The following is a 15,977-nucleotide window of genomic DNA, read 5'->3' on the forward strand; positions in this document are numbered from 1 at the left end:
GCGCGTGCCTCGTGAGCGGAGCGCCGGCCGGGCCGTGCGGCTATGGCGTCGAACGCGCGAGCGCGAGCGCCGCGAGATTGCCTTCCCCGAAGCCGTGGTGGCCGCGGCGCTCGACGATCTCGAAGAACATGTCGCCGCGCTCGCGCTCGACAAACGTCTGCAGGAACAGTTGCGGCGTGCCGTCAGGGGCGATCTCGCCGTCGACGAGAATGCCCCGCGCGCGCAGTTGCGCGACGTCGAGCCCGTGCCCCGGAAGCCGCGCATCGAGCTGGTCGTAATAGCGCGCGGGCGGCTCGACGAATTTCACGCCTCGGGCGATCAGCGCGTCGGCCGAAGCGAAGATGTCGGCCGACGCGAGCGCGATGTGCTGCACGCCTTCACCCGCGTGATCGGGCAGGTACTGCTGCATCAGGTCGGTGCGGTAGGTGCCTTCCTCGTAGACGGGAATGCGGATCGAGCCGCACGGCGAGAGCGTCACCGCCGAGTCCTGCGACACGTGCCAGTCCGGATGCACCTGATGCAGCTCCTCGAAATGCAGCACTTCGCGGTAGAAGTCGAGCCACTCCCGAATGCGTCCCGCGCCGACCGTCTGCGTGAAATGGTCGACTTCGAGCAGCCCGGTGCCGCCGTATTGCGTGGCTTGCGTGCCGGCCCCGTTGATCGGGCGAAAGTCGATGTCGTAGATCGACGCCTCGCCCGCGTTCTTGCCCGGCCAGTGATCGACGAAATAGATGTGCGAGTCGCCGATGCCCTGAATCGCCGGAATCGCCAGTTCGTTCGGGCCGATCTTCTCGCCCTCGAAGTCCCATGCGCCGAAATCCACGGCCCGCTCGTGCGCCGTCTGGGCATCGACGACGCGAATCCCGATCGCGCAGATGCCCACGCCGTGCGTCTCGGCGAACCGCGACGCGAACGAATCCGGCTCGGCATTGATCAGGAAATTCATGCTGCCCTGGCGAAACAGCGTGACGGCCTTGCTGACGTGGCGCGCCGCGGGCACGAAGCCGAGCCGCCCGAAGAGCGTCGCGAGACCGTCGGGGTCGGGGCTCGAAAATTCGACGAACTCCAGCCCCGCGATGCCGAGCGGATTGCTGCCGGAGCCCTCGCCCGGTGTCGGTGCGGCGGAGGAATCGGAGTCGGGATGCGTCATCGGAGATACCTTGAAAAATGGTCTGGCCGGATTGCGTTCGGGTGCTCCGGTGCGTCCGTGCACTCGCGCGGGCGCCGCTGCCGCGCGGGCCGCCCACACCGGCGCCGCCCGAAAAGTGGCAGTAGAGTAGCGGTTACGCAATCGACATGTCAAAGCCGCGAGAAAGCGTAGCGGCGGCATGACGGCGCGGTGACGGCCTCTCGTGAGGATATCGCAGACACCCGCGGCACGCCCTGGACCGCGCGGCGCGCGGTGCCTCGCCCATCGTTGAATCAGGAAGTCGGCCATGCAAGACGACTGCTGCAGCCAGGACCACGGGCAGGCGCCCCGCCACGACAGCCGCTACCGCTCGGCGCTCTGGATCGCGCTCGCCGTGAACTTCGCGATGTTCGTGGTGGAGGTCGTGTCGGGAATCGTGGCGGGGTCCGTGTCGCTGCTGGCCGACTCGGTGGATTTCATCGGCGACGCCGCCAACTACGGCATCAGCCTCTTCGTGCTCGGCATGGGCCTCGCGGCGCGCGCGAGGGCCTCGCTGCTGAAGGCCTTCTCGATGGCCGCGTTCGGGATCGGGGTGCTCGGCTGCGCGCTGTGGCATGCCTTCGACTCGACGACGCCCAGCGCCCCGACGATGGGCGCGGTCGGCACGCTCGCGCTCGCCGCCAATTGCGGCGTGGCGCTCCTGCTCTACGCGCATCGCGATGGTGACAGCAACCGGCGCAGCGTGTGGCTCTGCACGCGCAACGACGCGCTCGGCAACCTCGCCGTGCTGGTCGCCGCGCTGGGCGTGTTCGGCACGTCGTCGGCGTGGCCGGACCTGAGCGTGGCGGGCATCATGGCCGCGCTCGCGCTGGGTTCCTCCGCGCGCGTGCTGCGCCAGGCACGCGCGGAACTGCGGGAAACCGCCGTGCCGCTCGCGCGGCCGCCGGGCGCGGGCCGCCGCTGAACGCCGCGCGGCGCGCCGGGCACACCCGGCGCACCGGCGTCATGCGGACCTGCAGGCGCGAACCGGCTCACGCGGCGATGCGCGCGAAGCCCATCGAAGGCCGCTTGGCCTGCGGCGGAAACACGTTCCACGAACCGTCCTCGTGGCGGAAGAAGATGATGGCGAGCATGCCGCCCGGGTGCAGCGCCTCCACGCAGACGTAGCGCGCACGGGTGATCTCCGAGCGGCAGAAGCGCACGACGCGCGCCGGCATCGCCGGGGTCGGGGCGAGCCATTTGTCGACGGCCCAGTGAAGCGATTTTTCATCCGTGTGCATGATCTTTCTCCTCGACTGCCTTTGCTTCAGTGGCCGCGCATCAATTCGGGATCCGCGCGGCCGGTGTGTGAAATCGGTCATGCGGCGCGTGCGCCGATGAAGAGCCTGCTGCGTTCCGCGTTGATGAACGCCCTGAAGAGGCCCGCGACTGCGTGAAGCGCGGCGCGCGGGTGAGTGAAGCAGGCTTCGACTTGCTGGCTGCGGTTTTCGCCGAACAGGCACCACGAGCAGAAGTGCTCGCAGTTGTTCGTGAGCAGGCGATAGTCGTCTTCGCCGAGGCGGGAGCGGGCGCGGCGAACGGCTTCGAGGCCGACGAACTTGGCGGTTGCGTTCAGGCGGACCCAGACTTCGTGACCCGCGGCGAACTCCTCGACCGTGCTTTCTTCCACCGGGCCCCGATGCAGGGACTTGGCGAAACCTGCGTAGTGAATGACCTTGCCGTTGCCGACGTAGATGCCATGGTGTTGGTAACCGGAGCGAACCGTGATCAGTTGCGATCCAAGAGCCGGTTCGTCGTCGAACGAAAAGGCGATCGCTGCGGCGGCGCCTTGTTGTTCGAACAGTCCGGTTTGTTGGGTGGTTGACATGGCTCGCTCCGATTATTTTTTGGTCGGCGGGGCGTCGGATGTGTCTGTTTGGCGCCTCGTTGCCAACTCAATTGCATCAATCGGGCCAGTCTTTATAAACTATTGATTTTTAACGGTTAAATATGTTTTCGAGGTCTCGGCGCGCACGCAAGTGTCTTGACCTCGCCAACACTTTAGAAGGTGTTGTCGGGCGCGGACCATCAGGACTTTCAGCGCACGCTTAAGTACGCGGCATGCGTCGCGAGCGAGCGCTTTCGTGGATTTCAGGAATGTCGGGGCAAGGCGGAATTCGTCGGACGATCGCTTTGCGGCGCGCGTCCCGGTGTTGGTTCGGCGACGCGCCTGCGCCGCGAAATGTTGGCTTCCGCCCAACTGATCGGAAGCCGCATTGCCGCCCCGAAGGCGTGGCATGCCACGCGAAGGTCGGCGATGCCTTGCGCCGCAAGCGTGAGGCGCCGGCAGTCTTTTCAGGCTCGATCCCGGCACGGCCCTTGCGATGGTTACGGCGTCCCATCCCGCCGCACATGGCACGGAGATTCGAAATGAGCGCCATCACTGTCACCGACCTGCACTACGATCGCGAGCTCGACCACGCGGCGATGGCATCCATCGGCGGCGGCGGCGGCGCACCGTGGATCTACGGCTGGATCACGCCCTACATAGAAAGTCGGCCGGGCGGATTCGGCGGGGTGGTGAACATCATCGAGATCACGAACAACTTCACCGCCGACCAGATGATCAACCAGTTCCAGCAGGTCGACGTCCACAACACCGGCGCGAACTCGAATATCAACGTGAGCCCGACCGCAATCGCGGGCAACGTCAAGGGGTAAGCGGCAGGCTCGCGGCAAGGTGCCGGACAGGCGCCTTGCCGCAGCCCGCCGGGCGCGCGCGGCACCCTTGCCGCGCCGCCCAAATTGCCAATCGAGGCGCCGGGCGTTGGTGCACAATTGACGGCATAAGCCGTGTTCTTGCTTCTCCGACGACGCAGCGCGCTACTGAAGATCCAGAGGGTGCCGTGACTTTTACCAGTGAGTTCCGATGGACGTCGGCGGCCCGGTCCGATACGGGCCGCGTCCGGCAGATCAACGAGGACGCCTACCTCGACCGGCCCGAGCGCGGCCTGTGGGCCGTCGCCGACGGCATGGGCGGCCACGCGGTCGGCGATCTCGCGAGCCGGCTTGTGGTCGAGAGCCTCGGCGGCGTGTCGTCGCCCGACGGGCTCGCGAGCCTCGTCGCCGATGCGCGTGAGCGCCTGCTGAACGTGAACGGCCAGTTGCGGCTGGAAGCGGCGAGGCGCCAGGTCCAGCGTATCGGCAGCACCGTCGTGCTGCTCGTCGCGGGCGAGCGCTGCTGTGGCTATCTGTGGGCCGGCGACAGCCGCATCTATCTGTGCCGGCACGGCCGGCTGCATCAGCTGACGCGCGATCACAGCCATGTCGAGGAACTGAAGGCGCGCGGCCAGCTGACCGCCGAGGAAGCGCTGCACCATCCGGCGCAGCATCTGATCACGCGCGCGGTCGGCGCGATGGACACGCTCGATCTCGACCAGGACACCGTCGATCTCGACGACGGCGACACGTTCCTGCTCTGCAGCGACGGACTGAGCAACGAAGTGACCGAACAGGAAATCCTGACCGAGCTCGCGCCCGGCGACTGTCAGCAGGCCGCGCAGCGGCTCGTGGATCTCGCGCTCTCGCGCGGCGGGCGCGACAACATCTCGGCGGTCGTGGTGCACGCCGAGGACCTCGGCTGCGCCGACAAGACGCAGGTGAACCCGACCCTCTGAGGCGCCTTCAGCGCTACCTCCGGACTACCGTCACGCTTCCTTGTCGCGCTGCGCTGCGGCGGCTCGAAAATCCTTCGAATGCAGCCCGTGCTTCTTCAGCAGCATCTGGAGATGCGAGCGGTTCATCTCGAAGCGGCGCGCGAGTTCCGCCACCGTCCCGCCCACTTCCTGCAACCCGCGTTCGAGAAACGCGCGCTCCGCTTCGTCGCTCGCGGTGCGCTTCGCCTCGCTGAGCGAGGTCGCGACGATGCTGCCGCCGCCCGGCGCCTGCGCGTCGTTCATCGCCGACGAGAGCGCCGACTTCGGCCGGATGTCGAGCGGCAGATGTTCGAGATCGGCGGTGTCGGCCGCGAGACAGGCGAGCCGGTAGATGACATTGCGCAGTTCGCGAATGTTGCCCGGATAGTCGTAGTTCTTCAGGAAATCGCGCAGGCGCGGCGACATCCGCACCGGGCGGCGCTTGAGCGTCGCGGCCGCTTCGTCGCCGAAATAGGCGAGCAGCAGCGGAATTTCGTCGCGGCGCTCGCGCAGCGGCGGCAACGTCAGATGAATGACGCTCAGGCGGTAGAACAGGTCTTCGCGAAAGCGACCTTCCTCGCAGAAGCGGCGCAGGTTCCGGTTGGTCGCCGCGACGATGCGCGTATCCACCGCGATCAGCTCGTCGGACCCCACGCGCTGGATTTCGTGCGCTTCCAGCACGCGCAGCAGCTTCACCTGCCCGGTGAGCGGCAGCTCGCCGATCTCATCGAGAAAAATGGTGCCCGTGTGCGCGCTTTCGAACTTGCCCTTGCGGTCGTTCGACGCGCCCGTGAACGCGCCCTTCTTGTGGCCGAAAAGCTCCGACTCCAGCAGGTTGTCGGGAATCGCGCCGCAGTTCACGGAGATGTACGGCTTGTCGCCACGCGAGCCGTTCGCGTGGATGACCTTCGCCATCAGTTCCTTGCCGGTGCCGCTCTCGCCGTCGATCAGGACCGGCAGGTCGGTCGGCGCGGCCTTTTCCGCGATTTCCAGCGCTTCCAGGAGCTTCGGGTTGTCGCCGAACGTGCCCTCGAAGATGAAGCTGCGTTCGAGCAGGCCCTGGCGCCGCGCGCCGGGCGTCTGGTCGACGCGCTTCGGCTCCGCCCCCGCCGCCTGCACGAAACGCTCCTTGTGCGACAGCTGCATCACCTCGTCGCGCAGCGAGCTTGCCTGCCTGAGCAGTTTTTCGATCTCGGGGCGTTCGAGCTTGGACGACCATCGCAGCGTCGAGCGCAGGATCTCGATCTTTTCGATGAGTCCGGCATAGGAGATGGCCGAGCCCGGCGGCGCGCTTTCTTCTGGCTGGTCGAGTATTTTCATGCTGCGCTCAGTTGCTTCTGCACGAGTTGGTAGTACATGCCCTTTCGCGCGACGAGTTCGTCGTGCTTGCCCTGCTCGACGATGCCGCCTTCGTACAGCACGAGAATCTTGTCGGCGCGCATGATCGTGGAGAGACGGTGCGCGATGATCACGGCCGTGCGCCCCTTCAGGATGTCCTGCATGTTGCCGAGAATGTTGCTTTCCGATTGCGTGTCGAGCGCGGACGTCGCTTCGTCGAAGACGAGCAGGCGCGGGTCGTGATAAAGCGCGCGTGCGATGCACAGCCGCTGGATCTGCCCGCCCGAGAGCCCCATGCCGCGCTCGCCCACCACCTGCTCGTAGCCGAGCGGCAGCTTGCAGATGAACGCGTGCGCGTCGGCCATCTTCGCGACGTCCTCGATTCGCCGCCGGTCCGGCGTTTCGTCGCCGCTCGCGATGTTCTCCGCGATCGTGCCGGAAAAGAGCAGATTGCTCTGCATCACGTAGCCGATCTGCCCGCGGTAATAGCCCTTGTCGATCACGCCGAGATCGTAGCCGTCGACGATCATCTTGCCTTCGCTCGGCGCGTAGAAGCCGACCAGCAGCTTCGCGAGCGTCGTCTTGCCCGAGCCGCTGCGCCCGACGATCGCGATCAGCTCGCCTGGCTTGATGTCGAAGCTGATGTTTTCGAGCACGTAGGGCGCGTCGCCGTCGCCGTAGCGGAAGTAGACGCCTGAGAAGCTGATGACGCCCTGCAGGTCCGGCAGCATCACGCGCGAGGAGAGTTCCTCGGGCTTCTGCTCCGGCTCCATGTCGAGCACGTCGCCCAGGCGCTCCATCGCGACGCCCGCGTCGTTCAGCAGGCTCCACAGGCCGATCAGCCCCATCAGCGGCGTGAGCACGCTGCCCATGAACGCGTTGAATGCGATCAGCTGGCCGATGGTCATCTCATGGTTGAGCACCATGTTCGCGCCGACCCAGAGTATCGCGATGGTCGTCGCCGAATTGAGCAGCTGGCCGCCGAGCGCGACCACGATGTTGAACGCCTGCGCCTTGTACTGCACTTCGAGCGATTTCGCGTATTTCTTCTCCCACTTGATCCGCACCGGCCGCTCGATGCCCATGCCCTTGATCGTCTCGACGCCGCCGAGCGCTTCCATCAGGAACGACTTTGCGTCGGTGGACGCGGCGAAGACCTCGCGCGCATAGTGCTTGATCTTCGGCGTCGCGACGGCGGTGAGCACCATGATCGGTATCACGAAGGCGATCAGGAGCAGCGTCATCTTCACGTTGTAGAGGAACATGATCGTGAAGTAGATGAAGATCATCAGCAGGTTCAGCACGGTCGTGACGGTGGACTCCGTCAGGAACGCGCGAATCGTCTGGTTCTCCTGGAAGCGCGCGAATACGTCGCCCGTCTTGCGCTTCGCGAAGAAGCCAAACGGCAGCGACATGGTGTGCTTGAAGAACTGCGACATCATCGCGAAGTCCATGTTGCGCACCATGAAGTTCGCGAGGTAGGCGCGGATCGTCGCCATCAGCTGCGAGAACACGCTCGAGATGATGAGGCCCGCGATCAGCACATGCAGAAGCCCGAAGTTCTGATGGACGATCACGCCGTCGAGGATGTTCTGGATGATGATGGGCGGCACGACGCCGAGCACCTGGATCACGAACGTCGCCATGAAAAGGTGCAGCAGGATCTTCTTGTACGGCTTCAGGTAGCCGACAAAGCGTATCCACGGCGAGCGCGACACCTCCATCTGCGCCATGTCCTGATCCGCCGTGAACAGCAGGCACGTGCCGCTCCAGCCGCGCTCGAACTCCTGCACCGTCATCTTCTTGAAGCCGATCGCCGGGTCCGCCACCCAGACGTTCTCCTTCGACACCCCGTACACGATGACGTAGTGATAGCCCTCCCAGTGCACGATGAACGGCAGGTCGAAGCCGCGCAGCGATTCGAACGTGCACTGCACGCCGCGCGTCGTGAAGCCCAGCGACTCGCCCGCGCGCGCGAGGCTGTCGAGCGTCGCGCCCTGCGTGGTGACGTTCGCGAGCTCGCGCAGCTTGCCGAGTGTCATCGAGATGCCGTAGTGCTTGCAGATCATCGCGAGACACGCGGCCCCGCAATCCATCTCCTCCGCCTGCTCGACCCACGCGAAGCGCTTGATCACGCGCTCGCCGAATTCGGGTTTGGTGTGCAGATCGAGCATCGACGGCAGGCGGCGCCGCTCCGCGAGCTTCTTCTGCCGCTGAAGCTCGCGCTCCGTGAAGCGGATGCGTTCTTCCAGCACCTCGCGCAGCTTGACGTTGCGCTCGAGGATGAAATGGACCGTCTTCTCCGGAATCACGAGCAGGCGCGTCTCGACGCTCGCGACCACCGACGCCGCCTGCTCCTGCCGCATCACGCACGCCTTCTCGCCAAAGATCTCGCCGGGGCCGAGCGTCGCGAGCAGATGCTCGGTGCCGGCCTCGGTGCGCATGATCTTCACTTCGCCCTGGCGCACGACATACAGGCGCCGGTCCTCGCGCGAATCCTGCTTGAGAATCTCCTTGCCCGCGCCCACGCGCTTCACGCCGACGCTGCGCACGCACTCTTCCAGTTCGGCCTTGTTGAGCTTGCCGCGCAAATCGAAGAGGCGCGCGACGAAGCCGCCCGCCGAATTGATCGCGACATAGCTCGTGATGAACGCGAGCGCCGCCTGATTGTTCGCGATCACGGGCTCGATCGCCGTGCGCGGAATGAAGAGCAGCTCGGTCTTGCCCGAGGAGCGCACCGAGGACTCGTGCCGGTAGTCGCGCAGCATGGCGATATCGGCGAAGACCTCGCGCTCCTTCCTCACCCCCATGCTGATTTCCTTGCCGTGCTCCTCGGTGAAGATGCGCACGGAGCCCGCCTTGATGACGAACAGGCCGTCGGCGGCATCGCCCGCGTTGCATACGGTCTCGCCGAATCCGAAGAAGCGCGACTGGGCATGCTCGGCGAGCCGCTCGATTTCGTCGCGCGTGAACGGAGAGAGGATCTCGACCGTCGCGAGGAAATCAGCCGGCGAATCGAGTTTCGATGGCACATCCATGTACTGGCACTCCTCGTCCCTAGCGCGCTTCGATGATGTGTTCCTGCGCCCGCGCCATCAGCCATTCCTCGCGCAGGAGCCGCCGGATCTCTCCCTTCACGTCCTCGTCGAGCGTGGCCGGATGCTTGGCGGTCACGGCGAAGATCTCGTAGAAGGTGCCGTCCGCTGCCGGGAACGGCCCGAGCAGGTCGCCCGGCGAGGCATTGAATACCTTCGCCTCGATGTCGGTCTTCAACTGGCCGCGCAGCACGCGGCCGATCACGCCGCCCTCTTCGCGCGTGTCCGCGAGCGAGTGCTCGCGCGCCATGTCCGCGAAGCTGTCCGGGTCGTCGTTCAGGTAGGAGATCATCTCCTTCGCCTTGCCCTCGGTGTCGAGCAGGATGTGGCTCACCTCGATGCTGTCGAACTTCGGCGAGTTGAGCTTGAAGTACTCCTCCACCGCGCTGTCGGTGCCGACCTGCTCCAGCATCTTTTCCTGATACAGCGTCTCCGTGATGAAGACCTCGAACTCGTCGAGGCTCACGCCGAGCGCATCGAGATAATTGTTCATGTCGGCCGCACGGTGCAGGGCGCGCACACGCCGGAACTGGTCGGCCCGCGTCTGGATGTCGTCGCCCGTCACGACGATGCCGTGCTTCTTGGCGGCGCGCACCGTCAGCTTGTCCCTGACGAGCTGCTCCACGAGACTGTCGTACTGCCCGTTCAGCTTCAGCAGCCTCACGAACTCCCCGACGTCCACCACTTCCTCATCGATTCGCACTATCGGCATCATCTCACTCGCTCCTTGGTGGTCGGGCGCGCGCCGGGCGCTCCGGGTTTCTTGTGCCTGCCTTCTGCCGTTCGTCTCTCGCGATTCAGCCCGCCAGGTTGCGGAACGGATCGAGCCCGAGATCGATCAGGCGCCGCTCGCGCACGACGATCTCGGCCGTCGCCGTCATGCCGTAGCGCAGCGGATACTTCGTATTCGACACCTGGTAGTAGTCTCGATCGAGCGTGACACGCCCCTCGTACACGGGCAGCTTGGTGGTCGGGCTCGGCTTGGTCGCGGGCGAAATGAACGCGAGCGTCCCGTCGATGAGGCCATAGCGCTGATACGGAAACGCGTTGAACTTGAGCTTCACCGCCTGTCCCTCGCGCAGGAACGCGCGGTCATGCTCGGCGATCTCGATCTTGAGCACGGGCTTGGCGTTCTTCGGCGCGATGCCGCCCAGCGGCGTGTTGGCCTGGATCTTGTCGCCGGGCTGCGTGGACGTGACATCCGTGATCACGCCCGAAACCGGCGCGAGGATCAGCAGGAAATTGTCCTTGTCGATGTTCTCGAAGCGGATGCGCGCGGCCGCGTCCGCGACGAGGCGCGCCGTCTGCAGTTGCAGCCTCAGCTTGTCCTGCGTGCTCGCGATCTCGCGCATCGCCGACTCGTACTGAAGACGCAGGTTGGTCGCCTCCTGGCCGCTCGTCTCCAGTTGCGCCTTCGCCTGCGAATACTCGTGGCTCAGGCGGAAGTCGAGTTCGGCGAGCTTCGCCTGCGCGACACGGTAGGCGCTGTCGGCTTCCAGATACGCGTTGCGCTTTACCTCGACCTGGATCTCCGAGATCCCGCCGCCGCCCGGCAGCGCGAACAGGCGCGAAAAGCGGTCGAGTTCCAGCTTCGTCGCGTCGCGCGTGCGGCGTGCGTTCTCGAGCGCGCTGCGCGCTTCCTGAAGCTGCGCCTTCTGCCCTTCGGCGAGCTTGGTCGTGCCCTCCGAGACGCGGTTCTGGTGCAGCCGTTCCTCCACTTCCAGCTGGTCCTTGAGGGCGGTCGCCTTGCGCTCCATCAGCAGCTTCTTCTCGGGAAACTGCTTCCATTCCCGCTCCGCGTCGTCGAGCTTCAGGCGCGCCTCCAGCGCGTTCGTCGCGGCCTCGATCGCGCCGCGCGCGTTCAGCCGCGCGAGCACGTCGTCCTTCTGCACCGGCTGCCCTTCCGCGATGTAGAGGTCGGCCAGTTCGCCGTCGATCGGCGCATAGAAGCGGCGCACTTCCGACTCCGGCGAAAGCGTGCCGGACGCGGTCACGATCACGTCGGAATGCCCGATGAACGACCACACGAGCGCCGAGAACACGAGCGCCACCATCGCGATGACAAGCGCCTGCGTCATGCGCCACGGCTCGGCCGTAAGAATCGCGATGCCCTCGGCGCCGTGATCTTCCAGCGCCTCGGTCAGGGGTTTAAGGTGCGCGTCGTTCTTCACCGCCCGGTCCTCCTATCAGCGCCAGCTTGTTTTTCAGGAGCCCGGGTTCGAGCACCATGCGCAACTCCTGCAGCGAGCGCCGCTGGAGTTCCGCTTCCGCATTGATCTCGTCGACGAGCGCGGTCCACTTCGCCGCGCCGTCCGCCTTCACCTGCCGGAAGATGCGCATGCCGCGCTGCGCTTCCGCCTGCGCGTCCGAAAGCAGGCGCGCCTGCGTGCGGAACGAGTCCGAGATGCCGGATTCGAGCCGCTGCGAGCCGCCGATCGAGCCGTTCGCCCGGTACTGGCCCCAGAGCGCCTGCGCGTGGTTGAGCAGCTCCTGCGCGCGGGCGAGCGCCTTGTCCCTGAACGCGGCGACGTCGGGCTGCACCGCCTTGATGAACCACGTGTCGTCGCGCGCGTCGAGCGTTTCGTTGAACGACAGCAGCGCGTCCTCATAGCCTTTCGTGCCGCGCGCCTTCTGCAGATCGGCGAACTGCGCCGCCACGGCCTTCTTGTGCGTGACCTCGGCGGCGATCACATCCGACCATGCGCCCACCGGCATCTTCTGCAGGCCGTCGAGCGCCTGCGCCGTCTGGCCGTTGCGCCACGCCTGCGCCACCGCCTCGTATTGATTCACGGCCGCAGGCGACGGCAGCTTGGTCGCGCTCATCTGGCGGAACTGCTCCTGAAACGGCGGCGTGGAGAACTTGATCGTCGCGAGCAGCGCGACGAGCGGCGCGAGGCTCGGCGCGCTCGCCTGCTTCTGCAACTCGATGTACTGGCGCAGGTCCTCGCGCACGCGATCGAGCCCGCCAAGCCGCGGATACTTTTCCGCGTATTCGGTGAGCACCGCCTGCAACGCTTCGGGATGCCCCTCGCCCAGTTCCTTGCCGATGCTCGCCTTCAGCCGGTCGATCGCGGCGAGATACACCGAATCGTCGCTTTGCAGCTTGCGCAGATGGCTGAGCGCCGCGGAATACGGCTCGCGGAACTCCGGCACATACGACGAGATGCGGTCGAGCGCGCGCTGGTGGCCGGTGGCGTCGTCGTCCCAGTGCCGCAGGATTTCGCCGACGCGGTCCTCGTCCGCATAAATGCGGATCGGCGCATCCGGGCCGCCCCGGCCGAGCACGAAGCTTTCGAGCTTGCCGATCCATTCGAGCTCGTCCACGAGCGGGCGCACGTCCGCATTGTTCGCGCCGAGCCGCTTCATTTCCGCGATCACCGCGCTCGCCCTGTCGAACTGGCCGCGCTTGAGCGCCGCGAGCCACTCGGGCACCTTCGCCTTGAGGAGCGCCTCGGTGCCGAGCGCGCTGAACTGCCCGTCGTCGGGATGGCGGCTCAGGTAGTCGCTCGCGACGCCCGCCGCCTGTGCATACTCGCCGCTCGCGATGAGGCCCTTCATGCGGCGCTCGGACGAGCCGTGGAAATAGAGCGCCGATGCGATCGCGACGATCGCGGCGAGCACCCCGACGCCCACGGTCAGCACCCGCTTCCTGCTCGTGCGCTCGCCGCCCGAAAAGGCGGTTCTCAACTCGGAGAACATCATCGAGAACTTGCTGCGCTTGCGCCGCTTCTCCGGGTCCTTGCGGGTGTCGTCGGCCTCGGGCAGCGCTTCCTTGTTGACTTCGTCCTCGCGCAGTTGCGCCTGATCGACGCAGAAGATATCGAGAAACGAATGCGCCGAGCCGACGAACGTGGTCTTGTCGGCGTCAGCTTCAGCGGCTGCCTCGTTTGCCGCGTCGGCCACCGCGACCTGCGTGAGCGTCGAGTCGCCTTCTTCCTTGTGCACGCTCACGCGGTACACGAAGTGCGTGCCGCCGAACGCGAGCACGTCGCCGTCCGCAAGCGGATGAGCCGACGCGTCGAGCCGCTGGCCGTTGACGAAGGTGCCGTTGGTGCTGCCGAGATCCTCGACGTACGGCGCCCCGCCCTTCAGAAAGAGATGCGCATGGCGGCGCGAGACGTAGTTGACCTGATGCGGATACTGCTCGCGATAGCGCGCGAACAGGGCATCGGCCTTGCTCACGAGAAACGGGAACTGCGCGACGTCGATAGGCTGGAGGCCGAGGTCGGTGCGCTTGGGCGCAAGCGTCACGCTGGCCGGACGCACCGCGCTCGCACGCGCATGCACGCGCGGCACGAACTGCACGCGATACGACAGCTTGCTGCCGAAGCAGATCTCGTCGCCGTGCCGCAGGCGTGCGGGCTTTTGCCGGACCTCCGCGCCGTTGACGGCCGTGCCGTTCTTGCTGTCGAGATCGGCGACATACACCCCGCCGTGCTCGATGAAGATGCGGGCATGCCGGCGCGAAAGCTGCGCGACCGCCTCGGGCGCGCACGACGCGAACGGCGCTTCGGTGCGGCCGATCGCAAACAGGTTCTCGTCGATGCGGATCTCGGCCAGCTCCGGATGGGATACGGGCTTGAGGACGACATCGAACGCCTCATCCACGCTCGCCTGCACCTCTGCTATCGGAGCTTCGCCAGGAGCCATGTCCACGTCACGAGGAGCGTCCAGCCGCTGGCGCAAGCGCGTCAGGGCAACGCCCGCAAATGTCCGGGCGAATAGACTTTGTTGGACTGAACCGCCCTTCGGGCGGCGACAGTAGAAAGTGTAAGTCACGCATTGCCGTAGTCAATCGCCGGGCACTGGTGCGACACGCCATATCCGAGCCGCATGGCCGTTCGTTTCGCATTCATTTTCGGATTCCTGACAGGGTGCCGCTCGCGCCCCGAACAGTTCGATAGTTTAGACATTTCGGATGCCTGCCTTCGATGTCTGCCTTCGACGTCTCTTACTTCAGCGTTTCCTTACTTGCGTTCTGCACATCGACGGTCGGCCATCCGCCGCCGAGCGCCTTGTAGAGCGTGACGGTGTCCGAGAGGATCTGCTGGTGATTCGCCAGCAGCGCGAGTTGCGCGGCGAGCAGCGTGCGTTCCGTCTCGAACACCTGCAGTTGCGAGATCACGCCCTCCTTCAACTGCGCATCGATCTGCGCGGCCACCACGCTCAGCTGCTCGACTTCCTGCTGAAGCTCCACGCGCTGCCTGGTGTGCGAGTCGAGATTGACGAGCGCGTTCTCCACTTCCTCGAACGCGGCCATGACCGTGCTCCGGTACTGCTGTTCGGCGACCGTCGTCTGCGCCTCGGTGGTCTTCACGCGCGCCCTCACGCTCGGGTCGAGAACCGGGATGTTGATGCTCGGCAGAAAGCTGAACGTGAAGGTCTTCAGCAAGTCGGTGAGCGCGAAGCTCGCGCTGCCGGCGCGGCCCGTCAGGCTGATGGTGGGCAGTTGCGCGAGCTTCGCCTGCCCGACGAGGTTGTACGTTTCGAGCACGCGGTATTCGGCGGCGATCAGGTCGGGCCGGCGCGCGAGCAGTTGCGAGGGCAGGCCCGCGGGCACCGGCGGAATGTGCACGCGATTCTGCAGACGGCCGTCGGGCACCTTGAACTCGCCGGCCGGCACGCCGATCAGCGTGGCGAGCGCGTTGTCCGCGAGATCGCGCGCGCGGCGCAGCTCCAGCAGTTCGCGCGTCAGCCGGTTGATCTCCGCGCGCTGCGTGAGCACCTGCGTCTTCGGCACGAGGCCGTTCTTCTGCATGCCCTCGAAGATCGTCAGGATCTGCTGGTTGGTCGTGATCGTCGTCTTCTGCTGATTGATCTGGTCGTCGAACTGGAGAATCTGGAAATAGGTCGTCGATACATCGGAGACGAGCTTCAGGTAGCCCGCGCGCCAGTCGGCCTCGGTCGCGCGGAACTCGGCCTTCTGCGCCTGCACGCCCTTCTCCACCGCGCCCCAGATATCGATGTCCCAGTTGACCTGCGTGCCCAGGTTGTACTGCTTGACGAAGTTCTGCCCGGTCGTCTTCTCGAAACTCGCGCCGGCGCCGATGTCCATCGTCGGCAGCGCGGCCGCCCGCGCCTCGCCGATCTGCGCGCCCGCCACGCCGATGCGCGCGGCGAGCACCTTGATGTCGAAATTGCCCTCGATCGCCTTGTTCACGAGCGAGTCGAGATACGGGTCCTTGAACTGCTTCCACCAGTCGGGCTGGATTGCATCGGTGGCCGCGAACGTCGGCGCCGAAGGCTTGGTGAACGCGGTCTTCTCCGGCGTGTCGGGGCGCTTGTAGGTGGGGATATTCAGATCGAGGCAGGCGCTGAGCAGCGTCGTGCACACCCCGCCGACGATCGCGAGCCGGATGGCGCAGGCCATCGCATGCCTGCGCGCGGTGCGTTGCGGCGCCGCTGCGCTCGTGCGGGCCACGCCGACCGCGACCGGCGGCCTACCACGCATGCCACGCTTGACTGCTACGCGCAACGAGGGCAACAGGGCTGGCACGATCTCACTCCGGTGAATGCGGACCGAACGCGACGCGGCGGGACGATCACCCTCAAGTAGAGCACACGGCGGGCCGCTGCTCCATACAGGTTCGTCACTAGTCGATGCGTCGTGCTGCGGGCCGGTGCGTTGTCTGGGTGTCGGGCTGAAAGGGGACGCGAGGGCCGGCGCGCCGCTTCGCTCGCGTGGGCGAAGTCCGGCGCGCGATCGCGGCGGCACAGGCCACCGGCCCGCGCCGCCGCTCA

General features: G+C 66.0%; 12 protein-coding genes. 3 read left to right on the plus strand and 9 right to left on the minus strand.

The features are described 5' to 3' along the window. Window positions 1-40: 40 nt before the first annotated feature. Window positions 41-1,150, minus strand: a complete 1,110-nt coding sequence (locus tag BG61_RS27085; RefSeq protein WP_035928273.1) for a 4-hydroxyphenylpyruvate dioxygenase family protein — start codon at window positions 1,148-1,150, stop codon at window positions 41-43. 286 nt (window positions 1,151-1,436) lie between these two features. Here BG61_RS27085 and BG61_RS27090 point away from each other — a divergent pair, with 286 nt between their 5' ends. Further along, window positions 1,437-2,093 carry a cation efflux transmembrane domain-containing protein gene (locus BG61_RS27090; protein WP_051672809.1) on the plus strand — a complete coding sequence of 219 codons (657 nt, stop codon included), beginning with the start codon at window positions 1,437-1,439 and terminating at the stop codon, window positions 2,091-2,093. 67 nt (window positions 2,094-2,160) lie between these two features. On the opposite strand, the gene BG61_RS27095 is transcribed toward BG61_RS27090, so the two are convergent. Both BG61_RS27095 and BG61_RS27100 read right to left on the minus strand, forming a co-directional pair. Continuing rightward, on the minus strand, window positions 2,161-2,409 hold the full coding sequence (locus BG61_RS27095) for a hypothetical protein (protein WP_035928269.1): 249 nt from the start codon (window positions 2,407-2,409) through the stop codon (window positions 2,161-2,163). A 77-nt stretch (window positions 2,410-2,486) separates the two neighbouring features. Continuing rightward, window positions 2,487-2,996: a lecithin retinol acyltransferase family protein gene (locus BG61_RS27100; RefSeq protein WP_035928266.1), complete on the minus strand. Its 510-nt coding sequence runs from the start codon at window positions 2,994-2,996 to the stop codon at window positions 2,487-2,489. Window positions 2,997-3,538: 542 nt separating this feature from the next. On the opposite strand from BG61_RS27100, the gene BG61_RS27105 reads away from it, so the two are divergent. Next, a complete protein-coding gene (locus tag BG61_RS27105; RefSeq protein ID WP_035928263.1) occupies window positions 3,539-3,829 on the plus strand; it encodes a hypothetical protein in 291 nt (96 codons plus the stop codon). A gap of 185 nt (window positions 3,830-4,014) precedes the next feature. Further along, window positions 4,015-4,785, plus strand: a complete 771-nt coding sequence (locus tag BG61_RS27110; RefSeq protein ID WP_035928260.1) for a PP2C family protein-serine/threonine phosphatase — start codon at window positions 4,015-4,017, stop codon at window positions 4,783-4,785. A gap of 30 nt (window positions 4,786-4,815) precedes the next feature. Here BG61_RS27110 and BG61_RS27115 read toward each other — a convergent pair whose 3' ends face one another. The 6 genes from BG61_RS27115 to BG61_RS27140 form a co-directional block, all read right to left on the minus strand. Further along, on the minus strand, window positions 4,816-6,123 hold the full coding sequence (locus BG61_RS27115) for a sigma-54 interaction domain-containing protein (protein ID WP_035928255.1): 1,308 nt from the start codon (window positions 6,121-6,123) through the stop codon (window positions 4,816-4,818). Further along, on the minus strand, window positions 6,120-9,179 hold the full coding sequence (locus BG61_RS27120) for a peptidase domain-containing ABC transporter (RefSeq protein ID WP_035928253.1): 3,060 nt from the start codon (window positions 9,177-9,179) through the stop codon (window positions 6,120-6,122). Before BG61_RS27120 ends, BG61_RS27115 begins: the two co-directional genes overlap by 4 nt. A 19-nt stretch (window positions 9,180-9,198) precedes the next feature. Beyond that, window positions 9,199-9,951 carry a peptidylprolyl isomerase gene (locus tag BG61_RS27125; protein ID WP_035928251.1) on the minus strand — a complete coding sequence of 251 codons (753 nt, stop codon included), beginning with the start codon at window positions 9,949-9,951 and terminating at the stop codon, window positions 9,199-9,201. Between the two features lie 82 nt (window positions 9,952-10,033). After that, window positions 10,034-11,407: a beta-barrel domain-containing protein gene (locus tag BG61_RS27130; RefSeq protein ID WP_035928248.1), complete on the minus strand. Its 1,374-nt coding sequence runs from the start codon at window positions 11,405-11,407 to the stop codon at window positions 10,034-10,036. After that, on the minus strand, window positions 11,385-13,886 hold the full coding sequence (locus BG61_RS27135) for an FHA domain-containing protein (protein WP_035928244.1): 2,502 nt from the start codon (window positions 13,884-13,886) through the stop codon (window positions 11,385-11,387). The genes BG61_RS27130 and BG61_RS27135 overlap by 23 nt, the downstream gene beginning before the upstream one ends. A 301-nt stretch (window positions 13,887-14,187) precedes the next feature. Beyond that, a complete protein-coding gene (locus BG61_RS27140) occupies window positions 14,188-15,606 on the minus strand; it encodes an efflux transporter outer membrane subunit (RefSeq protein ID WP_051672810.1) in 1,419 nt (472 codons plus the stop codon). Between the last annotated feature and the right edge of the window lie 371 nt (window positions 15,607-15,977).

The sequence above is a fragment of the Caballeronia glathei genome, assembly GCF_000698595.1.
Lineage (GTDB): Bacteria > Pseudomonadota > Gammaproteobacteria > Burkholderiales > Burkholderiaceae > Caballeronia > Caballeronia glathei.

What these genes read in the sequence shown, in the direction of transcription:
- BG61_RS27085 (WP_035928273.1), bottom strand. Translation starts at nt 1,150, where the DNA reads ATGACGCATCCCGACTCCGATTCCTCCGCCGCACCGACACCGGGCGAG.
- BG61_RS27090 (WP_051672809.1), top strand. Translation starts at nt 1,437, where the DNA reads ATGCAAGACGACTGCTGCAGCCAGGACCACGGGCAGGCGCCCCGCCAC.
- BG61_RS27095 (WP_035928269.1), bottom strand. Translation starts at nt 2,409, where the DNA reads ATGCACACGGATGAAAAATCGCTTCACTGGGCCGTCGACAAATGGCTC.
- BG61_RS27100 (WP_035928266.1), bottom strand. Translation starts at nt 2,996, where the DNA reads ATGTCAACCACCCAACAAACCGGACTGTTCGAACAACAAGGCGCCGCC.
- BG61_RS27105 (WP_035928263.1), top strand. Translation starts at nt 3,539, where the DNA reads ATGAGCGCCATCACTGTCACCGACCTGCACTACGATCGCGAGCTCGAC.
- BG61_RS27115 (WP_035928255.1), bottom strand. Translation starts at nt 6,123, where the DNA reads ATGAAAATACTCGACCAGCCAGAAGAAAGCGCGCCGCCGGGCTCGGCC.
- BG61_RS27120 (WP_035928253.1), bottom strand. Translation starts at nt 9,179, where the DNA reads ATGGATGTGCCATCGAAACTCGATTCGCCGGCTGATTTCCTCGCGACG.
- BG61_RS27125 (WP_035928251.1), bottom strand. Translation starts at nt 9,951, where the DNA reads ATGATGCCGATAGTGCGAATCGATGAGGAAGTGGTGGACGTCGGGGAG.
- BG61_RS27135 (WP_035928244.1), bottom strand. Translation starts at nt 13,886, where the DNA reads ATGGCTCCTGGCGAAGCTCCGATAGCAGAGGTGCAGGCGAGCGTGGAT.
- BG61_RS27140 (WP_051672810.1), bottom strand. Translation starts at nt 15,606, where the DNA reads ATGGCCTGCGCCATCCGGCTCGCGATCGTCGGCGGGGTGTGCACGACG.